The organism is uncultured Tateyamaria sp., assembly GCF_947503045.1.
Taxonomy (GTDB): domain Bacteria; phylum Pseudomonadota; class Alphaproteobacteria; order Rhodobacterales; family Rhodobacteraceae; genus Tateyamaria.
In genome coordinates this window covers 454,263-478,770 of record NZ_CANNCF010000001.1, presented here as the reverse complement: position 1 = coordinate 478,770, position 24,508 = coordinate 454,263, and the positions used below count along the sequence as shown (strand labels likewise).

28 protein-coding genes, 1 tRNA gene and 1 pseudogene are annotated in these 24,508 nt (G+C 60.1%); 12 read left to right on the top strand and 18 right to left on the bottom strand.

The window, feature by feature from the left end; translation table 11 throughout:
* Positions 1-59: 59 nt before the first annotated feature.
* The 9 genes and pseudogenes from Q1A89_RS02565 to Q1A89_RS02525 form a co-directional block, all read right to left on the bottom strand.
* Positions 60-263, bottom strand: a complete 204-nt coding sequence (locus Q1A89_RS02565) for a MerR family transcriptional regulator (RefSeq protein WP_299723302.1) — start codon at positions 261-263, stop codon at positions 60-62.
* Between the two features lie 184 nt (positions 264-447).
* Positions 448-1,101, bottom strand: a complete 654-nt coding sequence (locus Q1A89_RS02560; protein ID WP_299723299.1) for a hypothetical protein — start codon at positions 1,099-1,101, stop codon at positions 448-450.
* A 326-nt stretch (positions 1,102-1,427) separates the two neighbouring features.
* A complete protein-coding gene (locus Q1A89_RS02555) occupies positions 1,428-1,592 on the bottom strand; it encodes a hypothetical protein (protein WP_299723296.1) in 165 nt (54 codons plus the stop codon).
* Positions 1,580-2,281, bottom strand: a complete 702-nt coding sequence (locus Q1A89_RS02550; protein WP_299726045.1) for a tyrosine-type recombinase/integrase — start codon at positions 2,279-2,281, stop codon at positions 1,580-1,582. Before Q1A89_RS02550 ends, Q1A89_RS02555 begins: the two co-directional genes overlap by 13 nt.
* Positions 2,282-2,299: 18 nt before the next feature.
* Positions 2,300-2,449 (bottom strand): annotated as a pseudogene (locus Q1A89_RS02545) (integrase); the annotation flags it as partial.
* A 226-nt stretch (positions 2,450-2,675) separates the two neighbouring features.
* Positions 2,676-2,752 (bottom strand) — tRNA-Arg (locus tag Q1A89_RS02540).
* Positions 2,753-2,821: 69 nt separating this feature from the next.
* Entirely contained in the window at positions 2,822-4,204 is a 1,383-nt protein-coding gene (locus Q1A89_RS02535; RefSeq protein WP_299723293.1) for a HAMP domain-containing sensor histidine kinase, read from the bottom strand.
* Between the two features lie 12 nt (positions 4,205-4,216).
* Positions 4,217-5,635: an FAD-dependent oxidoreductase gene (locus Q1A89_RS02530; protein ID WP_299723290.1), complete on the bottom strand. Its 1,419-nt coding sequence runs from the start codon at positions 5,633-5,635 to the stop codon at positions 4,217-4,219.
* 5 nt (positions 5,636-5,640) lie between these two features.
* Positions 5,641-6,372: a TVP38/TMEM64 family protein gene (locus Q1A89_RS02525; protein ID WP_299726041.1), complete on the bottom strand. Its 732-nt coding sequence runs from the start codon at positions 6,370-6,372 to the stop codon at positions 5,641-5,643.
* Positions 6,373-6,681: 309 nt separating this feature from the next.
* On the opposite strand from Q1A89_RS02525, the gene rpmH reads away from it, so the two are divergent.
* Genes rpmH through yidD form a run of 3 tightly spaced genes read left to right on the top strand, consistent with a single transcriptional unit; the run spans position 6,682 to position 7,466 of the window.
* Positions 6,682-6,816 carry a 50S ribosomal protein L34 gene (rpmH, locus tag Q1A89_RS02520; protein WP_012177012.1) on the top strand — a complete coding sequence of 45 codons (135 nt, stop codon included), beginning with the start codon at positions 6,682-6,684 and terminating at the stop codon, positions 6,814-6,816.
* A 24-nt stretch (positions 6,817-6,840) separates the two neighbouring features.
* Positions 6,841-7,236 carry a ribonuclease P protein component gene (rnpA, locus tag Q1A89_RS02515; RefSeq protein WP_299723287.1) on the top strand — a complete coding sequence of 132 codons (396 nt, stop codon included), beginning with the start codon at positions 6,841-6,843 and terminating at the stop codon, positions 7,234-7,236.
* Positions 7,233-7,466 (top strand): membrane protein insertion efficiency factor YidD, encoded by a 234-nt coding sequence (gene yidD, locus Q1A89_RS02510; RefSeq protein ID WP_299723285.1) that lies wholly within the window; start codon positions 7,233-7,235, stop codon positions 7,464-7,466. Before rnpA ends, yidD begins: the two co-directional genes overlap by 4 nt.
* Here yidD and Q1A89_RS02505 read toward each other — a convergent pair whose 3' ends face one another.
* Complete coding sequence (locus tag Q1A89_RS02505; protein ID WP_299723282.1) at positions 7,467-7,991, bottom strand: DUF3833 domain-containing protein; 525 nt, start codon at positions 7,989-7,991, stop codon at positions 7,467-7,469.
* A gap of 104 nt (positions 7,992-8,095) precedes the next feature.
* Here Q1A89_RS02505 and ttcA point away from each other — a divergent pair, with 104 nt between their 5' ends.
* From ttcA to Q1A89_RS02460, 9 genes are all read left to right on the top strand, one after another.
* A complete protein-coding gene (gene ttcA, locus Q1A89_RS02500; protein WP_299723279.1) occupies positions 8,096-8,965 on the top strand; it encodes a tRNA 2-thiocytidine(32) synthetase TtcA in 870 nt (289 codons plus the stop codon).
* A gap of 149 nt (positions 8,966-9,114) precedes the next feature.
* On the top strand, positions 9,115-10,590 hold the full coding sequence (locus Q1A89_RS02495; RefSeq protein ID WP_299723276.1) for a bifunctional diguanylate cyclase/phosphodiesterase: 1,476 nt from the start codon (positions 9,115-9,117) through the stop codon (positions 10,588-10,590).
* A 215-nt stretch (positions 10,591-10,805) separates the two neighbouring features.
* The gene (gene yidC / locus Q1A89_RS02490) at positions 10,806-12,656 is read left to right on the top strand and encodes a membrane protein insertase YidC (RefSeq protein WP_299723273.1); all 1,851 of its coding nucleotides are present in this window, start codon (positions 10,806-10,808) and stop codon (positions 12,654-12,656) included.
* A 2-nt stretch (positions 12,657-12,658) separates the two neighbouring features.
* Positions 12,659-13,411 carry an MOSC domain-containing protein gene (locus Q1A89_RS02485; protein WP_299726038.1) on the top strand — a complete coding sequence of 251 codons (753 nt, stop codon included), beginning with the start codon at positions 12,659-12,661 and terminating at the stop codon, positions 13,409-13,411.
* Positions 13,411-14,061 (top strand): ribosome biogenesis GTP-binding protein YihA/YsxC, encoded by a 651-nt coding sequence (yihA, locus tag Q1A89_RS02480; RefSeq protein ID WP_299723270.1) that lies wholly within the window; start codon positions 13,411-13,413, stop codon positions 14,059-14,061. The genes Q1A89_RS02485 and yihA overlap by 1 nt, the downstream gene beginning before the upstream one ends.
* An 87-nt stretch (positions 14,062-14,148) precedes the next feature.
* Positions 14,149-15,012 (top strand): acetylglutamate kinase, encoded by an 864-nt coding sequence (gene argB / locus Q1A89_RS02475; RefSeq protein ID WP_299723267.1) that lies wholly within the window; start codon positions 14,149-14,151, stop codon positions 15,010-15,012.
* Positions 15,013-15,069: 57 nt separating this feature from the next.
* Positions 15,070-15,864: a sterol desaturase family protein gene (locus Q1A89_RS02470; protein WP_299723265.1), complete on the top strand. Its 795-nt coding sequence runs from the start codon at positions 15,070-15,072 to the stop codon at positions 15,862-15,864.
* Positions 15,861-16,475, top strand: a complete 615-nt coding sequence (locus Q1A89_RS02465) for a ferredoxin (protein ID WP_299723262.1) — start codon at positions 15,861-15,863, stop codon at positions 16,473-16,475. Before Q1A89_RS02470 ends, Q1A89_RS02465 begins: the two co-directional genes overlap by 4 nt.
* On the top strand, positions 16,472-16,966 hold the full coding sequence (locus Q1A89_RS02460) for a histidine phosphatase family protein (RefSeq protein ID WP_299723259.1): 495 nt from the start codon (positions 16,472-16,474) through the stop codon (positions 16,964-16,966). The genes Q1A89_RS02465 and Q1A89_RS02460 overlap by 4 nt, the downstream gene beginning before the upstream one ends.
* A gap of 28 nt (positions 16,967-16,994) precedes the next feature.
* Here Q1A89_RS02460 and Q1A89_RS02455 read toward each other — a convergent pair whose 3' ends face one another.
* From Q1A89_RS02455 to crcB, 8 genes are all read right to left on the bottom strand, one after another.
* On the bottom strand, positions 16,995-17,762 hold the full coding sequence (locus Q1A89_RS02455; protein WP_299723256.1) for an amino acid ABC transporter ATP-binding protein: 768 nt from the start codon (positions 17,760-17,762) through the stop codon (positions 16,995-16,997).
* 15 nt (positions 17,763-17,777) lie between these two features.
* Complete coding sequence (locus Q1A89_RS02450; protein ID WP_299723253.1) at positions 17,778-19,076, bottom strand: amino acid ABC transporter permease; 1,299 nt, start codon at positions 19,074-19,076, stop codon at positions 17,778-17,780.
* A 3-nt stretch (positions 19,077-19,079) separates the two neighbouring features.
* Entirely contained in the window at positions 19,080-20,294 is a 1,215-nt protein-coding gene (locus Q1A89_RS02445) for an ABC transporter permease subunit (protein ID WP_299723250.1), read from the bottom strand.
* Between the two features lie 170 nt (positions 20,295-20,464).
* Positions 20,465-21,484: an amino acid ABC transporter substrate-binding protein gene (locus Q1A89_RS02440; protein WP_299723247.1), complete on the bottom strand. Its 1,020-nt coding sequence runs from the start codon at positions 21,482-21,484 to the stop codon at positions 20,465-20,467.
* A 219-nt stretch (positions 21,485-21,703) separates the two neighbouring features.
* The gene (locus Q1A89_RS02435; RefSeq protein WP_299723244.1) at positions 21,704-22,417 is read right to left on the bottom strand and encodes an ATP12 family protein; all 714 of its coding nucleotides are present in this window, start codon (positions 22,415-22,417) and stop codon (positions 21,704-21,706) included.
* The gene (locus tag Q1A89_RS02430; RefSeq protein ID WP_299723241.1) at positions 22,414-23,073 is read right to left on the bottom strand and encodes an HAD-IA family hydrolase; all 660 of its coding nucleotides are present in this window, start codon (positions 23,071-23,073) and stop codon (positions 22,414-22,416) included. Before Q1A89_RS02430 ends, Q1A89_RS02435 begins: the two co-directional genes overlap by 4 nt.
* Positions 23,073-24,110, bottom strand: a complete 1,038-nt coding sequence (locus Q1A89_RS02425) for an RluA family pseudouridine synthase (RefSeq protein ID WP_299723238.1) — start codon at positions 24,108-24,110, stop codon at positions 23,073-23,075. The genes Q1A89_RS02430 and Q1A89_RS02425 overlap by 1 nt, the downstream gene beginning before the upstream one ends.
* Positions 24,107-24,487 carry a fluoride efflux transporter CrcB gene (gene crcB, locus Q1A89_RS02420; protein ID WP_299723234.1) on the bottom strand — a complete coding sequence of 127 codons (381 nt, stop codon included), beginning with the start codon at positions 24,485-24,487 and terminating at the stop codon, positions 24,107-24,109. The genes Q1A89_RS02425 and crcB overlap by 4 nt, the downstream gene beginning before the upstream one ends.
* Between the last annotated feature and the right edge of the window lie 21 nt (positions 24,488-24,508).

The following is a 24,508-nucleotide window of genomic DNA, read 5'->3' as shown; positions in this document are numbered from 1 at the left end:
CTTACCGAGGTACGTAAGCCAGTTTACAATTTTGGGTGAATACTGCTGAGCAGCCGGGCCTAAAAAGCGCTCGCGTCTTTACGATGCTTTGTGGCCCAGGCGTTAAGATCAGAACCACGGTAAATGACTTTGCGCCCGAGTTTGTAGTATGCGGGACCCATGTTCGCGTGACGCCACCGCGCAAGCTTTTGGCGGTTGCCAAGGATCTCAAGTTCGGGATCCCCTAGGGCGTAGTTCCGGTTGTTTTCAAAGATATCAGGCATCAAGTGTTCTCCTTGGTTAGTCTTTGGCCATGGAGGATGTCGTGGGATGCCAAGGTTTTGCAGAGTGCATAAACTTCGCAAACCGCTTCGAGCTTTACGATGGGTTTACGACGGGCTTTACGATGACTTTCGATGCGGTTTTCGACGCAACGCGCTCAATACAGTTTTGAAAACTGTTTCGTACTCATTTGCCGTCGCGCAGTTTGCGATAAGCAGCTCGCAAAGTAGTCAGGCCAATTTTGAGGCCGTGCCGTTCTTGCAAAAATTTCAATTTTTCTTTCGCGGTCAGATCTTCGAGTTCGATTTCGAAGGATTGAATGAGTTGCTTAGCTTCCGGAACTTTCGCCAGCCTGCCGCTCTTCCGAAGGGAATGCGAACTGTCTTCCAAAATCACACTAGGGATCAGACGCCCAAGACCCTTGCGTAGTGCCGTTTCGCTCAGACTGTCCTGCCAGTGCTGTGCCAATACCTCCTTCAAGCAAATGGATGCACCCCGATAATGCTCTGGCAAATTACGCTCATAGTGATCATCCCACATGTCTTTTGACCAAGGTGGAAAGTTGCGGGCGATCACGTAGGATTGCCGTTCAAATAGATAAGGTAATGTGTGAAACGGAATGTTCACGGCGTGAAAATCGGCCTCTAGTTCAACAAGCAAGGCATATTCGACGATCCACTGTTTGACCTCGCCATCGGTATGACCTGCCTCCCGAAATTGCGGCGATCCCATGCGAATGAGCCATTCGTTTTGAGGGCCAGCCTCATCCTCGAACATAGCAATGTGAAAGCTTTCCATCACAGCCGTCTTCTGGAGAAGCTTCGCGTTTGTTCCGGACAAACTTGCGTCAATTTCCAGGACAGATCCTTTGGTTGTGCAAAGCGCGAGGCGCAACTCCGAAAGTGATGCTAGAAACATGTCTTCACAGAGGTCCCGCGGTGACCCGAAGTGATCATCACGACTGAAGTGTTCCGCAGTATACAACTCGCAGGCACGAGCGCAGCACCACTTGAGATACCGTTCCTCAAACATACCCCAAAGACTTGAGAGCGGAGTGTAGCCTTCTAGAGTAAACACCAAACACCCCCTGCTCGCCCATCGCTTGTCACAAATTCCGACCACGCCTCCATCAAAGTGCGCCTACGGTCCAACAAATCCGATCGTGCTTAGGCCCGCTCGACATCAGAGCCGACCTTGTGGGCGAGCGACATCTCAGCCATTTCGCGGGACGCACCGGCCTCTTCCGCTGCCCAGTCGCGAAAAGTTGAGCGGAAACCATGCACCGTGACACCCTCAACTTTCATGCGACGCAGGAGCATCAGCATCGACATGTTCGACAGCGGCTGGTGGCGTTTCTTTCCTTCGAAGATAAAACAGACTCCAGGGCGCGCAGAGGCTCCAGGATGCCGATTATCGTTTCGGTAAGCGGCACCCTGTGCACTTCACCCGCCTTCATACGATCGGGTGGACAGGTCCAAACGCCCGCCTCCCAATCAATCTCAGCCCAGCGCATGCGAAGCACCTCGCCGGTACGTGCACCGGTCAGGCAGGTGAACATCAGCGCCTTCGCAGCCATGGCAGTCTTCGTGCTCAGGGCTGCATAAAACTCCGGCACGTCTTGCCACTGCATCGCCTTGTGATGGACCGGCCGAGTTTTGACCTTGGGCAGCGCTCCCGCCTCCTTAATCGCCGTGACGGGGTTCTCGCCCGACCGCAGACCTATGGATCGGGCCACGTCGAGTACGGTCTTGATCCGCTGTGCCAGACGCTTGGCGGTCTCATGCTTCTCGGACCAGACCGGAATGAGGCACATCATGACTTCCGGCTGGCCGATGCTGTCGATGGGCATGCGTCCGATCTTTGGGAACGCATAGTCGCACAAGGTGTTGAGCCATTGTAGGCCGTGTTTGGCATTCCTCCATGCCGGCAACAGCTCAATATGCACCTGGCGCGCCACGTCTCCGAACGTAGGCACTTCCCTTTGCGCATTGAATCGCGGATTGAGCCCCTGCTTGGCCATGCGTCGGTAAGCTATAGCCCGCTCCCGCGCTTGCGGCAAAGGCACGACATCTGCACCCCCCAGCCCGAAATCCGTCCGAAGTGGCCCGCCCTTGCGGTTCGTCTGCCCCTTCACAACCACCCGTACGATCCACCGCCGCGCCCCGGACGGATCGACAACAAGGTACAACCCGTTCCCATCCCCGTGCCGACCCGGCGCAAGATTCTCAACAAGCTTCTTTGTCTACTTTCCGGATAAGGTCATGCAAAAAAATCCCATTACATACCGCTCAAAGAGCAGAAGCGCATGTAATCAGGGAGAATTAACGCAAAATGCCATGCGGACATCAAAAAGCTGAAACACAACAAAAAGGAACGCTTTGTGTGGCCCACTCGAAGTCTTTGAGTTTGGGTAGTGGCGGACCGAGGAGGATTCGAACCCCCGACCCCCTGATTCGTAGTCAGGTACTCTATCCAGCTGAGCTATCGGTCCGTGTTTGGGCGGTTTAGTCGTGCGCGCGAGGCTTTGCAAGGGCTTCTTTTTGCCAAAAGGCGCGCGTCTTCAAATCGCGTCGCCCTTGGGCAGGCGGATCGAAAACACCGTGCCCGAGGGGCCAGTGCGGTCCAGTTCCAGTGCGCCGCCATGGGCGCGGATCAGCTCGGAGGCGATGGCAAGGCCGAGGCCTGTACCGCCCTTGCTCACCCCACCCTGAAACGGTGTGAAAAGGTGTTCCTGCGCCCGTTTGGGCAGGCCGGGGCCGGTATCGGCGATCTCGATCCACCAGTTGGTATCGTCCTCATAGGCCGAGACGTTGATTTCGCCGGGTTTACCGCTGGCTACAATGGCCTGGCGTGCATTGCGCACGAGGTTGGACACCACGCGGAACAGCTGTTCCGGATCGGCGCGCAAGGTAAACAGCGGCGGGATGTTTTCGCTGAGTGACAGGTCGCTCTCGCCCACTGCAAGCCGTTCGCTGTCCAGCACATCAGCCACCAGATCATCCAGCGTCAGCAGGGTCAGGGTCGGGCTCGGTTCTTCGGCCTTGCCAAAGGCCAGCGTGCTTTCGCACAGATGCACGGCGCGGGTGATCGAACCCACAAGCTTGGGCGCCATGCGCCGCACCAGCGGGTCCTCGGACGAGCCGATGCGGTCGGTGAACAGCTGGGCCGAGGTCAGGATATTGCGCAAATCGTGGCTGATCTTGGACACGGCCGAACCAAGCTGGGCCAGCCGATCCTTTTGCCGCAGGGCCGAGATCAGCTCGGTCTGCAGGCTGCGCAGCGCCTCTTCGGCCTCGCGCAATTCGGTCACACCGGCATTGGGGGTGATGATGCGGCGCGCATCCTCAGGGGCGATCGCATAACGCTGCATGTGCCCAACAACGCCGCGGATGGGTTTGACGATGATGGCCTGCACCGCGATAAACAGCAAAAAGGCGGTGAACACCGAAATCACCGCGGACAGCACCAGAATGCGCACACCATAGTCCAGCATGGCCATGCGCATCGGCGCGGTTTCCATGGTGATTTCAATCAGCAGACCCGCCTCGCGCACCGGCGCACCAATCACGCGGATCACCTCGTTCTCAGGCTCCAAAAGGCGCATCATGGCGTCCCGGATCAGCACCATGGCCGTGCCTTCGCGCAGATCATAGGTGGCATCGATCGGGCGCGGCATCGGCGTGGCCAGCATCAGTTGGCGTACCTCGTCACGGCGCAGCACCACGTTGAACACGCCCGCGTTCTCCAGTAGCTCGTTTTCCAGATCGCTGTCGATCATGTCATCGGCCAGCAGCGCCAGCGAGGCGATCTGCGACCGTTCCAGACGGTTCTGCAGGTAATCTTCGCGGAACCGCGCAATGGACGGCACGAAGATCAGGATTTCGGCCAGCATCACGAAGATCGTCGTCAGGATCAAGAAACGGCCAGAGAGGGAATTCAACATGGCGTAGTCTGTTCAGGGAATGAAGCGTTGCACAAGCCCCACCACCCGTTTGACCAGATCACTTTCGAACAGGCGCGGGCTGAAATAGGCCCCGGCGGCACGTTTATTGACCTCTCCGATGGTGGGATAGGGGGCGACCATGGCCGCGACCTGGCTCATCTTCATCTTGTTGGCCAGCACCAGCGCCCAGAGATTGATCAACTCGCCCGCCTGGTATCCTGCGATGGAGGCCCCAACGGGCCGTCCCTTGACCACCATGACCTTGATCAGGCCCTTGGTCTTGCGCTCGGCAATGGCGCGGTCGTTGTGTTCATAGTGGAACCGAACAACCTCAAGCCGGTCTCCATGCTCCTTTTGCGCCTGAGCTTCTGTCAGGCCGACCTGCGCCAGTTCTGGATCGGTATAGGTGGCCCATGGGATATGGCTGGTCTTGGACTTTGAGGGCAGACCAAACAGCATCGAGCGGATAATGACCCCCGCATGATAGCCCGCCACATGGGTGAATTGCAGTCCGCCCGCCACGTCACCAATGGCGTAGACGCGCTTGTTTGTGGTGCGCAGCGCGTCGTCGACCTTGACGCCTGAGCGGGTGGTGTCGATGCCTGCCACGTCCAGTTTCAGGCTGCTTGTGTTGCTTTTTCGCCCCACTGCGACCAGCAGGTGCGAGCCGGTAAAACTGCGCCCGTCCTCGGTGTGCACGGTGACGTTGCCGTCCGAGCCTTCGATCTTGGCGGCTTGCGCACCCTCGGCGATCTCGATCCCTTCGGCACGCAGGTTGTCCAGCACGACGGCGGCCATTTCCGGGTCGTCCTTGCCCAGCGCCGTGGCCCCTTCGATCACAGTGACCTTTGATCCCAGTCGCACATGGGCCTGCGCCATCTCCATCCCGATGGGTCCGCCGCCGATGATCAGCAGGTGTTTGGGCTGCTCGCGCAGCTCCCACAGGGTTTCATTGGTGAGGTACGGCACCGTGTCGATCCCGTCGATCGGGGGCACAAATGGGCTTGATCCAGTGGCGATGACGATGCGGCGTGCGGTGATGATGTTGTCGCCGGCCTGCACCTCGGTTTCGGAGATGAAGTGCCCGAATTCACGGATCACGTTGATCCCGAACCCTTCAAAGCGTTCTTGCGAATCCACAGGCTCGATCTGGGCGATGACCCCCTGCACGTGATCCTTGGCGGCGGCATAATCCACTTTCGGTACCACATCGGCGACGCCATAGGCTGACGCATGGCTTTGGCCATAAGCGGCCTTGCCGCTGGCGATCAGGGCCTTGGAGGGCACACAGCCATAGTTCAGGCAGTCCCCACCCATCTTGTGCCCTTCCAGCAGGACCACATCGGCCCCCATCTGGCTGGCCCCGGCGGCCACGGACAGCCCCCCTGACCCGGCGCCGATGACCAGAATATCCGTCTTGATACGTTTCATTTGGATCAGAGACCTTTTTTGCCGCGCACGGCCTTGAGGACGATGGGAAGGGCGGCCAGTGCACACAGACCCAGGATCGGCAGCAGGATCGCAGGCTCAAAGATGATGCCCAGGTTCGGCGTATCGCCGCGATCGAACACTTCGCCAAGGCCTGCGCCCACCGACGTATAGACCAGCCCACCGGGGATAATACCGATAAAGGTTGAAATCGCGTAGCGGCTGAGGGGCACACCCACCAGCGCAGGCACCAGATTGGCGACAAAGAACGGTACCGCAGGCACAAGGCGGATCAGGAACAGCATGGACCACTGGTTTTCGTCGATCCCTGCCTTGATCTTCTTGATCAGCCCGTCGCTTGTGTCCATTTTTGCGGCCAGCCGTTCACCAAGACCCCAACGGGCCGCCAGAAAGATGGCAATGGCCCCGATACTGGCGCCGGTCACATTGAACAGCACACCGGGAAAGGTTGAAAACAGGAACCCGCCGGTCAGCGTCATCACCGCTGCACCCGGCAGCGAGAAGCCGGCCACAGCCGCGTAGGCTGTCACAAAGACCAGAGCCGTCAGCAGGTAGTTGTTGTCACGAAAGGACAACAGCGCCTCGCGATTGTCCGCAAGCGTCTGAAAGTTCAAATAATCCTTGAGCGTAAACGCCCCGATGGCCGCAACCGCCAAAATGATGATCAAGGGCAGCTTGCGCATCAAACTGGTGTTGCCGGGCTGGCTTGTATCGGACATCTGGTCTTCCTTTTCGTCATCATTCATGGCTCAGCCCCATCGCCTGGCGCTGTTGTGACCCCAAACTGTGCGTTTCACACCCCTCAAAACAGGCGCATCACGCTCGGTTGATCGGATGTGTCGGAAATCGGAGTTAAATCGGGGTTAGTGAAACAAAGAAGGCGACATGGCGTCGAATTGTTGCAGATGCGCGCATTTTTCCCGCCCAAGGGTTTGACTTGCCCCGTGGCGCGCTTTAGAGGACGGGCTTCGAATACTGCCTGATCCCGAATCCGCGGGGCAAGGGCCAATAGATCCGGAGCCAAAGCGATGAAACGCACCTTTCAACCTTCGAACCTCGTGCGCAAGCGGCGTCACGGTTTCCGTGCACGCATGGCAACCAAAGCCGGCCGCAAAATCCTGAACGCCCGCCGCGCGCGCGGCCGGAAGTCGCTCAGCGCCTAAAACCGCGCCACAACAGGTTACAAAATGACCCCGTCCGAGGCCCCTTTGCCCAACGACACCGTTGGTCAGGGCACGCCTTTGGCGGGGCATTTGCGTATTGAAACCCTCAAGGCCCGTTCCGATTTTCTGCGAGCTGCACGCGCTCGGCGCGTTGTGACCCCGGGGTTCGTGCTTCAATACCGACTGCGCGGGGACGACGAGACCATTCGCGTCGGGTTCACCTGTTCCAAAAAGGTCGGAAATGCCGTCGCGCGCAACCGGGCCAAGCGGCGCCTGCGCGAAATCGCGCGCCTCGGAATTCCCGAACATGGGGTCAAGGGCACCGACTATGTGCTGATCGGGCGGGCCGACATCACTGCCACGCGGCCCTTCGATCTGATGCTGGCCGATCTGCGCGATGCCTTGGCGCGTGCGATATGAGCCCCCTGGCCTTTGTCCTGTCCCTGCCCGTGCGCGCCTATCGGCTCGTGTTCTCGCCGTGGGTGGGTTTCAACTGCCGCTATCAGCCCACCTGCAGCGCCTATGCGCTTGAGGCTTTGCACAAGCACGGCGGGTTCAAGGGCGCCTGGCTGACCCTGCGCCGCATCGGGCGCTGCCATCCGCTGGGTGGCACCGGATATGATCCGGTGCCCGAGCGGGACGATCCCTGATCACTGCTTTTCAAAGGTGATGATGACGTCACCGATGTCGATTCCGGCCCGCTTCACATAGGCGCGGTTCAACACGCGGTCTTCGCTCAGCAGCCACATCCAATCATCAAAAGTCACACGCAATGTGCCATCGGGCACCGGCAGATCAATCTCGTATCGCCAGTTGAATGTGTCACCACGCTCTTCGCCCGTGGCTTCTCCGATCACACCGGGGGCGGTGCCGCGCCACGTATCCGGACCGGTCTTGATCAGGGTCCAGATGCGCTGTTCGGTACTGCCATCCTCGTAAACGAAATCCTCGACCAGCGTGAGCGTCTCGCCATCCCACGTCCCGTTGATCTCAACCTCAAAGCGGCGGCGGACCGTGCCAAAGACGTCCTGAAACTGCCCATGGGCCAGCACACGGCCGTCAAAGAACTCTTCGAGGTTCAGCTTGGCACCTGACAGCTTCTCATCCTGCAGGGCGGGTTTGCCGGTACAGGCGGCCAAAAGGCCAAACCCCAGCACAAGAACGATACGCAACATCCCAAAGATCCCTTCGCAGTCTGTCAGGGTTACGCGCGCCCACCCCTTTTGGTTCACAAGAGGCGTGCTATAGAGCGGGGAACGAGCATCCCAAGAGGGCCCCCATGCTAGATGACAGCGACGACATCCACCCGCTTTTTGCCGGTGCGCCTTCGACCACCGAATTCAAAAAACTGCGCAAGCGGATCGTGCGCAACACCCGCGAGGCGATCGAGCAATACGGGATGATCGAACCCGGTGCGCGCTGGCTGGTGTGCCTGTCCGGGGGCAAGGACAGCTATACGTTGCTTGCAGTGCTTTACGAGCTGAAATGGCGCGGTCTGCTGCCGGTCGATCTGCTGGCCTGCAATCTGGATCAGGGTCAGCCCGGATTCCCGGCAACTGTTCTGCCCGAGTTTCTGGATCGGATGGGTGTGCCGCATCGGATCGAATACCAGGACACCTATTCCATCGTCATGGACAAGGTCCCCGAGGGGCGCACGTTCTGCGCGCTCTGTTCACGGCTGCGGCGCGGCAACCTATACCGGATCGCGCGGGAAGAGGGCTGTTCTGCCGTGGTTTTGGGTCATCACCGCGACGATATTCTTGAGACATTCTTCATGAACCTGTTCCATGGCGGGCGACTGGCCACCATGCCGCCCAAGCTGGTGAACGAAGAGGGCGATCTGTTTCTTTACCGTCCGCTGGCCCATGTGGCCGAGGCCGATTGCGAAAAATTTGCGCGCGCGATGGACTACCCGATCATCCCTTGCGATCTGTGCGGCAGCCAGGACGGATTGCAGCGCCAGCAGGTCAAACAGATCCTCGATGGTTGGGAATCCAACAACCCCGGGCGGCGGCAGGTCATGTTCCGGTCATTGATGAATGCACGACCGTCTCACCTGCTTGATCCGAAACTCTTTGATTTTCAGGGCCTTGCGTTGAGAACGGGCGAAGTTGAGGAAAATTCGAAGGATATTCCCGCTTTGCGTTAAAGAGCGGCTTACCAAGGCCTCGTAGCTGTGTGGAAGCGTGTCGATGATCCGGCAGGCTCCATTCAAGAGGTCCGAACATGCGCTTTCGCTTACCGAACTCCGCGTCTGAATTTCGAAACAGAATAACGACTGCGCTTTCCGGTCCGCAAATGCTGGCCTTTGTTCCGGCCCTGTGTCTTGCCGGATTCTGGGTCGGGGGTGAACCTGCGCTTGTCGTTATTGCCCTGTCCATCCCCTTTGTCTGGATAATCTTCGGAGGGCTGGAAAATCTGGTCAGACGCCGGATGGCACGGGTTCCCGTCTCGGGATTGATGGCACCGGATGCCTTCCGTCCCAAAGTGCATACAGTGCGCGAGGATGTTGCCGATACGGACCGCACCAGCGCCGTATTCGTGCTGGAAATCGATGAATTTTCGACGCTCACGTCGCGGTTTGAGCCTGCCGCAGTCGACCGTGTTCTCAAAACCATCGGACAGCGCATCCAGTCTGCCGCCCGCCAAAGCGACGCGATCAGTCGGATTGGCGACAGCCGCTTTGCCATGTGCCTCGGTCCGGTCAAGCATCTCGACCTGGAAAGCTGTATCCAGATGAGCAGCCGTATCCAGAACGCGATCGAGGACCCGATTGCGCTTGATGGAACGGCCATCTACGTGACCAGCAGCGTTGGCTTTTGCCTGCTGAACCGCGCGCCGGGCACGACGGGAAATGACTGGGTCAATGGCGCAATCGCCGCCCTGAACGAGGCGCAGCAACGCGGCCCGGCTTCGGTCCGCGCCTATTCCACTGAACTGCATTCGCGCCTGAAAAACCGTGCAACCTTGCGGGATGAGGTGGTTGTGGCTCTGGAACAGGGACAGATTCAGCCATGGTTCCAACCGCAAATCTCGACTGACACGGGCAAGGTAACGGGATTCGAGGCGCTGGCGCGCTGGATTCACACGGAACGGGGGGCGATCTCTCCGGCCGAATTCCTGCCCGCGATCGAAGAAGCCGGCCTGCTGGAGCGTCTGGCAGAGGTCATGATGTATCACACGTTTACGGCCCTCAAGGCTTGGGACGCTGCCGGGGTGAAAGTGCCACAGGTTGGTGTGAACTTCAGCGGCTCCGAACTGAGCAATCCGCGTCTTGTCGACAAGATCAGTTGGGAATTGGACCGCTTTGGTCTGACACCCGACAGGCTGGCCGTGGAGATATTGGAAACCGTGGTGACCGACAGTTTGGACGACACGATCACTCTGAATATCAACGCATTGACCAAGCTCGGCTGCCAGATTGATCTGGATGACTTTGGCACTGGACATGCGTCGCTGTCCGCGATCCGCCGCTTTGGGGTTGGACGGATCAAGATTGACCGGTCTTTCGTGATGAAAGCGGATCGCGATCCCGAACAGCAGCGGATGATCAGTGCGGTGCTGACGATGGCCGAACGGCTGGGTATCGAAACCCTTGCCGAAGGGGTCGAAACCGTCGGCGAACATGCGCTGCTGGCGCAACTGGGCTGCGACTATGTCCAGGGCTTTGGCATTGCCCGCCCCATGCCGTTTGAAAAAACGCTGGACTGGATCCGCGCGCATGACGCCAAGGTGCAGGATGCGCCGCCCATTCCACTGCGGCGTTCGAACTAAGCCCCTTGGCAGCGACTTTTCCTGACGGCTGAACCTTCTGCCCAAGGATCGCAACCCGCGTCGCACCCGACTTCACCGACCAAGACGTTGCGCGGGCAATGCCACATGCCCTTGCGCCACGGCGACACGGCCAAAACAGGCCGAATCCGCTTGACCTTTGGGTCTGCACTCTGTTGAACCCGACCAACGTTTCAGACAGCAGGTGGCAGTCCCCGATGGACGATCAGAACAAGAACCTCATTCTTGCAACAGCGCTCAGTTTCCTTGTGATCCTGGTCTGGTTTGTGCTGTTCCCACCACCAGAGCCCGAGGTTCCCCTCAACGCGCCTGCAGCCGAGACCGCTGATGCGGGCGACGCGATTGTGCCCGCGGCCCCCGTCACGGGCGAAACGGCCCCCGCCCTGCAGTCCACCAATGAGGCGGACGCGACCGCCGATGCCCCCCGCATCGACATCGACACGCCCCGCATCTCGGGCTCGATCTCTCTTGCCGGTGGCCGTCTGGACGATCTGCGTCTCAAGGACTACCGCGAAAGTCTGGAACCGGACGCCGATATCGTCACGATGCTCTCGCCCGTTGGCACGCCGGGTGCCTATTATGCCCTGCATGGCTGGGCGCCAGGCAGCGGTCTTGATCCGTCCGCCGTGCCTGACCCCAACACCATCTGGCAAGTTGTCGAAGGCGAGGTGCTGACCCCCACCAGCCCCGTGTCGCTGCAATGGGACAACGGCGTGGGCCAAGTGTTCCGTCGCGATATCAGCGTCGACGAAAACTATCTTTTCACTGTGACCCAGTCGATCACGAACACATCCGGAACCGCAGTGCGCGCGGCACCTTACGGAATGATCACGCGCCACGGTATACCGACGGATATCCGCAATTTCTTCATCCTGCATGAAGGTGCTGTGGCCATGGCCAACGGCGAACTGGCCGAAACCGATTGGGACGACATGCCCGATGCCGAAGTTGACCCGAACTGGGGCCGCCCCGCCATCGTCACAAGCGACGTAAGCGAAGGCTGGATCGGGTTCACCGACCACTTCTGGCAATCCATCCTGATCCCGACAGGCGTGCCCAGCTTCGAGCAGGCGCTGACCTATGCGCCGCGTACGGACGTGTTTCGCGCCGTGACCCGCCTGCCCACGCAGGACGTCGCCGCAGGGGCCACCGTCAGCGTCACCACGCAACTGTTTGCCGGGGCCAAGGAATGGGAAACAATCCGCGAATACCAGCGCAGCGGCGTCGAGGGGTTCATCGACAGCATCGATTGGGGCTGGTTCTTTTTCCTGACCAAGCCGATCTTCTGGCTGCTGCACGAGATGAACAAGATCATCGGCAATATGGGCTGGGCGATCATCGGCCTGACCCTTGTGATCAAGGCGATCCTGTTCCCGCTGGCCTATAAATCCTACGTCTCCATGGCCAAGATGAAAGAGCTTCAGCCGCAGATGGAAAAGCTCAAAGAGAGCGCCGGCGAGGACAAGCAAAAGCTCCAGCAGGGGATGATGGAGCTTTACAAGAAGGAAAAGGTGAACCCGGCCGCGGGCTGTCTGCCGATCCTGCTGCAGATTCCGATCTTTTTCTCGCTCTACAAGGTGATTTTCGTCACCATCGAATTGCGCCACGCGCCGTTCTTTGGCCCGTTCCGCGATCTCAGCGCGCCTGATCCGACATCGATCTTCAACCTATTTGGGTTGTTGCCGCTGGACGCGCCGGACCCCAATTCGATCATGGCCCTGATCTTTATCGGTATCTTGCCCATCCTTCTGGGTATCTCGATGTGGCTGCAGCAAAAACTGAACCCGGCTCCCACTGACCCGACGCAGCAGATGATCTTTGCGTGGATGCCGTGGGTGTTCATGTTCATGCTTGGCGGATTTGCCAGCGGGCTTGTGGTGTACTGGATCGCCAACAACACGATCACGTTCACACAGCAGTATCTGATCATGCGCAGTCAGGGCTACAAACCTGACTTGTTGGGCAACATCAAAGGCAGCTTCAAGAAAAGCGCCAAACCGGATGCGGCCAACAGCTCCAAGGCACCGACCAAAAAGGGCGGGAAGTGAGCATGCGCGTCGCGTCGCTGAACCGGCATCCCATCAAAAGCCACGGACGCGAACAGATAGAAACGGTCACGCTGGTCAAAGGGCAGACAATGCCCTGGGATCGGGTGTGGGCCGTGACCCATGAGGCGACCAAATTCGACGCCGCAGCACCGGCCTGGGCGCATTGCCGAAACTTCATGATCGGCGCGCGCACCCCTGGCCTGCTTGGCATCTGGGCCAGTCTGGATGAAGCGGCGGCGACACTGACGCTGCGCCACAAAGATTTGGGTGACATCACGTTTCGTCCCGACGCGTCAGAGGACGTGGCCCGATTTCTGGACTGGGTCGCACCCTTGTGTCCGGACAACCGTTCCGGACCAACGGGCATCGTCAGCGCCCCGGGACGCGGCATGACCGACAGTGCGTTGCCCTGCATCTCGATCATGAACATGGCCAGCCACGACGCTGTCGCCGACGCCGTCGGCACGCCTCTCGAGATGGAACGCTGGCGTGGCAACATCTTTCTGGAGGATACTCCAGCCTGGGCCGAACTGGAGTGGCTGGGCCGTGATGTCCGCATCGGCGAGGCAACCCTGCGGGTGCGCGAACGGATCGAACGCTGCACCGTGACCCACACCAACCCAATGACGGGCGAGCGTGACATCGACATCCTGTCCGTGCTCGACACCCACTTTGGCCACAAGGATTTTGGCGTCAATGCCGAGGTGATCACCCCCGGAACCGTCACCGTTGGCGCACGTGTCGAGGTTTTGTGATGCAATTGCCCTTCCCCATCGCCGAGGCCCCCGATCCCCAGACCGAAGAACGCGGGCGGTTGCTGTTTGCGGGCGAAACCGAGTTCGTCAAAGGCGTGGTTGCTATGTCCGGCCTGCCACCAGCAGACCGGCTCGAGGTCTGTTTTGCGGGCCGCTCGAACGTCGGTAAATCGACGCTGATCAATGCACTGACAGGGCGCAAGGGCCTCGCGCGGGCCTCGAACACGCCGGGCCGTACGCAAGAAATCAATTATTTCACCGCAGGCGATAGTCACTACCTGGTCGACCTGCCCGGCTATGGCTATGCCAATGCGCCGCTGCCGGTGGTGGAAAAATGGCAAAGGCTGCTCAAACAATACCTTTCAGGACGCCAGACCCTGCGCCGCGCCTTTGTGTTGATTGATGCGCGTCATGGCGTCAAAAAGGTGGACGAGGAAATCATGTCGCTGCTCGACAGTGCGGCGGTCGCCTTTCAATGCGTTCTGACCAAGGCCGACAAGGTCAAGGCCGCCGATCGCGAACGTGTGCTCGACCTGACCCGGACGGCCTTGTCCAAGCACCCCGCCGCCTTTCCGGAAATCGTGCTGACCTCAAGCGAAAAGGGCGATGGGATCGCAACCTTGCGCGCCATAATCGCCACGCTCACGTAACGCGCGGACGCCATCAGCGCAAAAAATCTTGGCGCGCGCGGCAAGGTCGGGCATGACACTATCCAACCCGCACACAGTGACGCAAAGATGAAAACCCAAGACATGAACCGTGACTGGATCGCCACCGCACGCACCCTCAACCAGGCCCTGCCCTACCTGCAGCGCTATGCGGGAGCGACCGTCGTCATCAAGCTGGGCGGCCACGCCATGGGCAGCGACGAGGCGATGGAGAGCTTTGCCAGCGACGTTGTCCTGATGCGTCAGGTCGGGGTGAACCCGGTGGTCGTGCATGGCGGCGGGCCGATGATCAACGACATGCTCAAACGCCTCGACATCCGTTCCGATTTTGTGAACGGCAAGCGGGTCACGGATGCGGCCACCATGGAAGTGGTGGAAATGGTGCTGTCGGGCGTGGTGAACAAACGCATCGTGCAGGCGATCAACCGCGCGGGCGGACGCGCGGTGGGCCTGTCGGGCAAGGATGCCAACCTGATGATTTGCGATCAGACCAACCCGCAACTGGGTCTGGTCGGCACGCCGTCGCAAATGGACCCCTCGATCCTCAGAACGTTGTTTGAACAGTCGATGATCCCCGTGATTGCCCCCTTGGGGGCCGGGCGCGATGGCGAGACATTCAACATCAACGGCGACACGGCTGCCGGGGCGATTGCAAGCGCACTGAAAGCGGATCGCTTGCTGCTGCTCACGGATGTTTCGGGCGTCAAGAACGCCGCCGGGGACGTGGTCACCGACATCACCGCCGACCAGATTCGCGAGATGACCGATGACGGCGTGATCGCGGGCGGCATGATCCCCAAGACGGAAACCGCGCTTGATGCGATTGCAAGCGGTGTGCGCGCTGTGGTCATTCTGGACGGGCGCGCCCCAAATGCCTGTTTGCTCGAACTTTTTACCAACCACGGCGCAGGGTCGATCATCCGCCCCCGGTGACACAAACGTGTCTATCGGCCACATTGCGTCCGCGCGCACAGGCAATACATTCGGCCCATGGAAAACGAAGCCACGATACGCCTGATCATCTTTCTGGGCCTGTTTGCAATTCTGGCGGCCGCCGAGGCCTTTGCGCCCCGCCGTGTGCGCAGTCAGAAACGCAGCATGCGCTGGGTCACCAACTGGGGCATCACCATTGCCAATGCCGCGCTGCTGCGGCTCATGGCCATCGTCTTGCCGCTGCTGGCCGTTGGGGCGGCCGTTGATGCACAGGCGCAGGGCTGGGGTCTGTTCAACGCGCTGATGCTGCCCGGCTGGATCGAAATTATCGCGGTCATCCTGATCCTTGATTTCGTGATCTGGGCGCAGCATTTGATCACCCACAAGGTGCCGCTGCTGTGGCGTCTGCACCGCGTGCACCACGCCGATGTGGACATGGATGTGACCACCGCCATCCGCTTTCATCCGGTCGAGATTGCACTGTCGATGATCCTCAAGATCGGCGTCGTCTACCTGCTGGGTCCCGCCGCCATCGCCGTGATCCTGTTCGAAATCATGCTCAACGGCACGGCCATGTTCAATCACGCCAATATCCGCCTGCCGCTGTGGCTGGATGCGATTGTGCGCCGCGTCCTGGTCACGCCGGACATGCACCGGGTGCACCATTCGGTGCACAGGGACGAGCATGACAGCAATTACGGCTTTGCGCTGTCGATCTGGGACCAGATGTTCGGCACCTATATCGCCCAACCCCGCGAAGGCCATGATGGCATGACCGTGGGTCTGGAATGGCAGGACGACCGGCCCGCCCGCCTCGGCTGGTCCCTCAGCCTGCCCTTTGCACGAAAATGACCCTGACACAGATCGCGGAGGCTGTGGCGCCCCATGGTCTGACGGTCATGGGACATGACACAGCGCGGGTGCTGATCGGCACAGATGCGGGGTGGTGGGACGTCTTTACGCATAGCCCGGAATATCATGATCAGGCCAAGGATCCTGTGGATCGCTGGTCCAAGCGCATCCTGAACGCATTGGCAAACCAGATCGGGGCCAAGGCGACCTATCCATCCGACGGACCACCCTACGCGCCGTTCATTGCATGGGCGCTGGCAACGGGGCGCTTCTGGCAAAGTCCGACGGGCATGATGATCCACGACACTGCTGGGTTGATGATCTCGATCCGGGGGGCGCTGACACTGCCCGCGCCGCTGGAGGCACCTGAGGCAGGGCAAAGCCCCTGCGCGACCTGCACCGATCGCCCCTGCGTCACCGCCTGCCCTGTCGGTGCCCTTTCGGCTACGGAGCTTTACGATGTGCCGGCCTGTAAGGCGTATCTTGATACGCCCGGCGGCGGGCAATGCATGACCATGGGCTGCGAGGTGCGCCGCGCCTGCCCTGTCAGTCAGCGCTTTGCCCGGCCAGCCGCCCAAAGCGCCTTTCACATGGAGGCCTTTCGCGGATGAGCCTTACCCTGATCCTGATGCGTCATGCAAAATCCAGTTGGGACAATCCAAACCTCGCTGATCACGACCGCCCCCTGAACCCTCGCGGCCACGCCTCGGCCGCAGCCATGGGTGATTGGCTGCGCGCGCAGGGACATGTGCCTGATCAGGTGGTCAGTTCCAGCAGCACCCGCACGGGCCAGACTTTTGCCGGGCTCGGCTTTGTTGTGCCGGTCAGCTACACGCGCACGCTTTTTCATGCGGGTCCTGAGGTGATGCTGGACGTGCTACGCGACCAGACCAGCCCTTGCTTGTTGATGCTTGGCCACAACCCGGGGATTGCCGATTTCGCGCAGCGCCTTGTGGCACACCCGCCGCGCCATCCCCGCTTTGTCGACTACCCGACCGGCGCCACAACCGTGATCCGATTTGAGGCCAAAGGCTGGAACGACATTGGCTGGCGCAGTGGCCAGCCAATCGATTTCGCGATACCGCGCGAGATGATGTTGTAAGGCGGACCACAGGTCCGCCCTACGGGGATCAGTGCCCGAGGATCTGGCTCAGGAACAGTTGCGTCCGTGGGGACTGCGGATTGTTAAAGAACTCTTCAGGCTCGTTCTGCTCAACAATCTGACCTTCATCCATAAAGATCACGCGGTTGGCCACCTGACGGGCAAAGCCCATTTCGTGCGTCACGCACAGCATGGTCATGCCTTCTTCGGCAAGCTCCACCATGGTGTCGAGCACCTCTTTGATCATCTCGGGATCGAGGGCAGATGTCGGTTCGTCAAACAGCATGATGCGCGGGCGCATACACAGTGAGCGCGCGATTGCCACACGCTGCTGCTGACCACCGGACAACTGACCCGGATACTTGTCGGCCTGATCCGGGATCTTCACCTTTTCAAGGAAGTGCATCGCGATCTCTTCGGCTTCCTTTTTGAGTGTCTTGCGCACCCAGATCGGGGCCAGCGTACAGTTCTCGAGGATCGACAGGTGCGGGAACAGGTTGAAGTGCTGAAAGCACATGCCAACTTCGGACCGGATCTTGTCGATGTTCTTGAGGTCCGAAGACAGCAACGTGCCGTCCACGGTGATGCTGCCCTGCTGGTGTTCCTCAAGCGCGTTGATACAACGGATCAAGGTGGACTTGCCCGAGCCCGACGGGCCCGCAATCACGATCCGCTCGCCCTGATACACCGTCAGGTCGATGTCGCGCAGCACGTGGAATGTGCCATACCACTTGTTCATGTTCTCGATGGAAATCGCGACCTCGGTCGAAATGTTCTGTGCAACTTGTGTGTTCATGTCAGCCACTCCTTATCAGCGGTGATCGGTCGCGAGCTGGCGTTCGAGCCACTGCGAATATTGTGAAATGCCGTAGCAAACGACAAAGAAAAGAAGTGCGGCAAAGCCGAGCAGTTCCCAATAAACCCCGTTCCATTCGGTCGCGGCGAGAATGGGACCACGGATCATGCCAAGGATGTCGAACATCGAAATCACCGACACCAGCGTGGTGTCCTTGAACAGGCCCACGGCGATGTTGACGATCCCGGGGATCGAAATCTTGAGCGCTTGCGGCAGGATGATCAGGCGCATGGCCTGCGCATAGTCCAGTCCCAGTGAATCCGCTGCTTCGTATTGTCCGCGCGGCAGGGCGGCAAGCCCGCCACGGATCACTTCGGCGATATAGGCCGACGAGAACATGGTGATCATGATCACCACCCGCACAAACAGGTCGGTCGAGGATTCAGGTGGAAAGAAATAGGCCAGCATGACGCTTGCCACGAACAGCAGCGTGATCAGCGGAACACCGCGAATGAACTCGATGAAGACCACGCAGATCCATTTGATCAGCGGCATGTCCGACTGACGCCCCAGCGCCAGCGCGATCCCGATGGGCAGGGACAGGGACACGCAGGTGACCCCCAGCATCATGTTGAGCATAAAGCCCCCCAGATCCCGGCTGGCCACAGGCGCCAGCCACGCATTCTCGCTTGCACCTTCGGGGATCAATTCGCCCCCCACGATCCACACGACGAACGCGGCCGCAATGCCACCAAAGAACCCGGCGGCAAAGCTGAACGTCACAAGGCGGGTGTAGACAAGGTAGCCCGCGATAAAACCCGCCAGCGCGATGAGGGGCGCAAGGATGGTGCCGCCCCAGATCAGCCAGAAGGCGACGAAGGGAAACAGGCCCGTTATGATCAGCAACTGGCGTGGCAGTTTATAAAACAGCACCGGGGCGGCGGCCACGAACAACAGCAAAAAGGCCATTGAGGGGCGCCAGTATTCTTCGACCGGGTATTTGAACCCAAAGATCAGCTGGTTCCACCGCTCTGTCAGAACGGAAAAGCACCCGCCTGACACGCCCTGCAGCACTTCACGGCATTCCGCGAGGCTGGAGGTGTTCCAGACCCCGTTGAAAATCCACGGCAGCGTGTTGGACAGGATCAGGTAGATCACATAAAGCGCGGCGACGGTCAGCAGGGTGTAGGCGGGGGTAGAGAACAGGTTGTCCTTGGCCCATTTGACTGGCCCGGAGGTGGTGAAGGGCGGCGCCGCTGGTGGGATCGGATCGGTGCGTACGAAGGCGACGGAATTTGTCTGTGAGTCCGACATGGTTCAGCGCTCCTTCAGCTTAACAGAGTTGTTGTAGACGTTCATCACCGCCGAGATCGACAGCGAGATCGTGAGATAGAACAACATCAGCAAAAGGACGCATTCGATTGCGCGCCCCGTCTGGTTCAGGGTGATCCCGCCCAGCGTCGCCGTGATGTCGGCATAGCCCACCGCAATCGCCAGCGACGAATTCTTGGTGATGTTGAGATATTGCGAGATCAGCGGCGGGATGATGACCCGCAGCGCCTGGGGCAGCACCACAAGGTTCATGATCCGACCCGACCGCAGGCCCAGCGCTCCGGCGGCTTCGGTCTGACCCTTGGAGATGGCCTGAATGCCCGCGCGCACGTTTTCGGCGATGAAGGCTCCGGTGTAGATCGACAGGGCGAACCACAGCGCGATCAACGGTCCACCGACCTTGATCCCACCGGCAAAATTAAAGCCCTTGAGTTCGGGATAATCCAGACCGATGGGCATGCCCATTACGAAATAGATCAGCAGGGTCGGGACAAACAGGATTGCAAGGCTTGGCCAGCCCATGGGCAGCAGACGGCCCGTGTCATAAAGCAGCTTGGTGGCATAGCGGCGATAGGCGAACACGCCGATCACCGACAGGATGAACGTGGCCACAACCAGCATCGACCCCGGCCCCCAGACCGGTGCGGGGATATAGACCCCCCGGTTGGTGAACGCGATGGCGTTCAGGAACATGCTCGCTTCGGGCTCGTCTCCGCGAAAGGCGCGCGGCCCGGGCAGGACGGCGATCATGATGGTGAAGATGATGATGATCCAGATCAGGACCGGAATGTTGCGAAAGATTTCGACGTAGAACGACATCAGCTTGCTGACGAGCCAGTTGTTGGACAGGCGCAAGACACCTGCGACGACGCCGAAGACAGTGGCCGTGACGCAGGCCAGAAAGGCGACCAGCAGCGTGTTCAGGATGCCGACGAGGGCCGCCCGTGCATTGGTGGACTGGCTGTTATACTCAACCAGCGTCTGGTTGATGTCATACCCGGCCGGGGTCCCCAGAAAGCCGTACGAGATGTTGAGACCGGCCGCTGCGAGGTTGCTGAACAGGTTCGAGCCAAGATAGGCAAAAGCCGAGATCAGCGCGAGCAATGCGATAAACTGGAACGTATAGGATCGGTACCGCGTGTCATTGATCAGCATCGACAGGCGGAATGCACCCTGTGGCGGGTCGGTGATCGTCGTCATTTGGATGGTCCCCGTGTGCCGGTCTTTTTTGGATTTTTCGCGCGTAATGCGCAGGACCGGGCTGTTTGTTGCTGGCTATTTTAGAGGCTGGGTGCCGCTGTTATCAGCGATCTATTGCCCCTGATGTGCAAGGGGCGCAGGTTTGACCCTGCGCCCCTTGGCGATTGTGTTTAGCGGAAAGGAGGCGTGTAAAGCAGGCCGCCTTCGGTCCACTGAGCGTTCAGGCCACGGGCCAGACCGATCGGAGTGGATTCGCCGATGTTGCCTTCAAAGATCTCGCCGTAGTTGCCGACTGCGGTGATCGCTTTGGACGCCCAGTCAGCGTCCAGACCCAGCATCTCGCCCAGGGTGTCTTCGGTACCCAGCAGGCGGTTCACTTCAGGGTTGTCACCGGCTGCAGACGACAGGTCAGCAACGTTGGCCGATGTCACGCCCAGCTCTTCAGCTGCGATCAGTGCGTTCAGAGTCCAGCGCACGACGTCCGCCCATTCGTTGTCACCGTGACGTACCAGCGGGCCCAGAGGCTCTTTGGAGATGATCTCGGGCAGAATGACGTGGTCGCCCGGGTTCTCGTATGTTGCACGAGAAGCGGCCAGACCGGACGCGTCCGTGGTGTACGTGTCGCAGGCGCCGGCAAGGTATTGCTGGTTGCCTTCGGCGTTGGTTTCGATTGGCACAGGCTCATAGCTGATGTTGTTGGCGCGGAAGAAGTCCGCGAGGTTCAGCTCTGTTGTTGTACCGGTCTGGATGCAGACAGTCGCGCCGTCCAGATCCTTGGCCGAGGACACACCCAGTTCTTTTGGAACCATGAAGCCTTGGCCGTCATAGTAGTTGATCCCGACGAATTCGAATTTGAGGTCGACGTCGCGCGAGAATGTCCATGTGGTGTTACGCGCCAGCATGTCGATCTCACCCGAAGCAAGTGCTGTGAAGCGTGTCTTGCCTGTGGTTGGAACGAACTCAACGGCGGATGCGTCACCCAGAACGGCAGCGGCAACAGCGCGGCATACCGCGACGTCAAAGCCCTTCCATTCACCGTTCGCATCTGGCGCCGCAAAGCCGACCAGACCGGTTGTCACGCCGCAGTTCAGCGTGCCACGTGCCTTGACGTCGTCAAGCGTGCCAGCTGCCGCAGCACCGGCTGCGACACCGGCAACAGTGAGCGCGCCTAAGAATACGGATTTTTTCATTACTTACCTCTTCCTGATTTTCCGCCATGTTTTGGCGGTTCGACCGATGCATGCAGAGTGATCAGGCATGCCGGACGTGATCCCAGAGGGGTTCATCCCCACCTAGTGGGCCGTAGTTTGCTAGGATTCATGCCAAAACGTCAAGAGCAGCATCACCAAACCCGATGGCTTTTGCTGAATTATTGGGCGCTTTGCAAAAGCCCTTCCCCCCAAAGCCGTTTACGGCGTGCGCGCCGCATCAAAGAAGGATTTGGCATGCAAAAAAGAGGCTTTCTTGATTTCTGCAACGCTTTGCGCCTCTTCGTCCGCGCCCCATTGCTCTTCCTGCCAGATTTCATCGACCCGGCTGGCCGCCCAAATCTCGGGCGCGGGGTTCAAGTCTTGAGCGGCGGCGAAACCCAGGATCAGCGATCCGGACAGGCTGACAAGGTCGTGAAACGCCGCCAATTCGAAATTACTCATGGCATGCACCCGCTCTGACAGCCGGTTCAGCGCCTCGGCGTCCTGTGATTCGTGGATCACCCCGATGCGCGGGTGCAGACGTGCGCCCAGCGCCTCTGCCGCCCAGTCAAGGTAGGGGTCCCACGCCGCGGACTGGCGTTCGACCAGCTCGGTCGGGCTGCCCGCGCGGTAACACAGCAGGTCCGCATCCCCGTAACCGGCCAGCATATCGGCCACTTCACCGTGCTGAATCGCCACTTTGTCGATGGCCGCGTTGGCCGAGCGGGTGAAAGGCATCGACAGGGGGTCAATTTCGCCCTCCTGCGCGTCCCATTCTATGGCAACGGCCTGCGCCAGTGCGGATGTGGGCAACAGCAGCGCAACCTTGGCCGGTGTCCTGACCGCGCGTCCGTCCAGCTCGATGGTCCAGCCCTCTGCGCCCTCTTTGGTCGCCACGGTTGTCCAGAATCGCTTTTGTTTCCACTCGCTCATATGCGCCCCTCCCACAGGGCGTCGACCGCCCCTGCCAAATCGCGAAAGTCCTCGATGATGTGCCGCGCCGCACCAAGCTGCGTGCGCGGATGGTACCCCCACGTCACACCAATGCCCGCCACACCGGCATTGGCCGCCATCTCCATATCAAATCGCGTATCGCCAATCATTACCGCATCGCCCGGCGCAACCCCCGTCTCGTCCAGCGCAGTGTGGATCATCGACGGATGCGGTTTGGAGGGGTGGAAATCTGCGACTTGCCGCGTGACAAACATATCCTCCAACCCATGCGCCTCGATCAGACCATCAAGGCCACGCTTGGATTTGCCCGTGGCCACACCCATCACCAGATCGCTGCGGCCCGCAAAGTGATCCAGCGCCGCCCGCGCCCCGGGATATAGCGGCGAAGACGCCGCCCCCTTGGACACGCGCAGCTGCGCATAGGCGTCCTTGTAGACGCGCACCATCCGGTTTGTGTCCGCACCCGGCGCCAGTTCGCCCATGGCCACGTCCAGCGACAGGCCCACGATGCTGAGGATTCTGGAGCGTACCGGCACAGGCAGTCCGGCATCTTCAAAGGCGGCGGTCATGCTGGCCACGATGTCGCCCTGACTGTCGACCAGCGTGCCGTCCACATCAAAGATCACCAGCCGCATCAGATGTCCTCGAACGGGTCCTCGGCGGCCAGATCCTCAGTCCAGCCAAAGGTGTCCCAACTGGCGGCCATGTGATCGGGCATCGGCGCGGTGACCGTGATAACCTTGCGGGTATGAGGATGTTCGAACCGCATCATGCGGGCGTGCAAGTGCAGTTTTTTCGAGATGATCCCACCCAGTTGCGCGCCCCAGCCATCGCCAAGGTTTTCCTGCCCCGAGCCGCCATATTTGCCATCGCCAATGATCGGATGCCCAATCTCGGCCATGTGCGCGCGCAATTGGTGGGTGCGCCCGGTGATCGGCTCCATCGCGACCCATGCCGCACGCGAGGCGACGCGGTATAGCGTGGCATAAAGCGTCGCCGCCCGTTTGGCGCCGGGCGTGTTTTCGACCTCGCGCGGGTGGACGGCGATCATCTTTTCGCCCTCGCCGCCCTTGCCGCGACCGGGGGCCTTGACCAGCCCATATTTGATCTCGCCCAGATAGGGCGTGGGCACACCGGCCACCAAGGCCCAGTAAATCTTGCGCGTCTCGCGGTGGCGCATCGCCGCTGTCAGCGCCTTGGCGGCCAGACGCGTGCGGGCCAGCAGCAGCACGCCGGATGTGTCCTTGTCCAGACGATGCACAAGGCGCGGCTTGTCCTCGAACCCGAACATCAGCGCCTCGGCCATGCCGTCCACATGGCGGGTCTGGCCCGAACCGCCCTGGGTCGGCAGACCCGCCGGCTTGTTGATCGCGATCACATGATCGTCGCGGTAAATGACGCAGGATTGGATCAGCTTGGTGTCGGCCTCGGACACGCCCGTGCGCTCAACCGGCGGCGCCTTGCTGTCGGGGATAGGCGGCACCCGGACCTGCTGGCCCTCTTCCACGCGCGAGTTGGATTTGACCCGGCCCCCATCCACGCGACATTCGCCCTTGCGGCACATCTTTTCCACCATGCCCTGGGACAACTGCGGAAAGCGGCGCTTGAGGAACCGATCAAGGCGCTGATCGCCCTCGTCCTCGCCCACGGTGATCGTCTGAACACCACTCATGCAAACACCCCCCGCGCGAGGATCAGGCCCAGCGCCAATGCGCCCACGGACAGGCCGACCGACAACAGGATATAAAGGCTGGCCGAGGCGACCTGCCCCCGTTCGATCAGCGTCATGGTCTCAAGCGAAAAGGCCGAAAAGGTGGTGAACCCGCCGAGAATGCCGGTCATCACCAAAGGCGACAGATGCGTCAGCCCCTTTTGCGCGGCGGCCACAACAAAAACACCCATCAGGAAGGACCCGATGACGTTGACGCTGATGATGGCCAGTGGAAAATCAGTCTGACCCAGCGCGCGCAGCATCGCCACGCCCGTCAGCCAGCGCAAGGACGCGCCAATCGCCCCGCCAAGGGCCACAAGAGAAAGGGTTGTAAACATGCGCGGTCTGTCGTCCCTTCG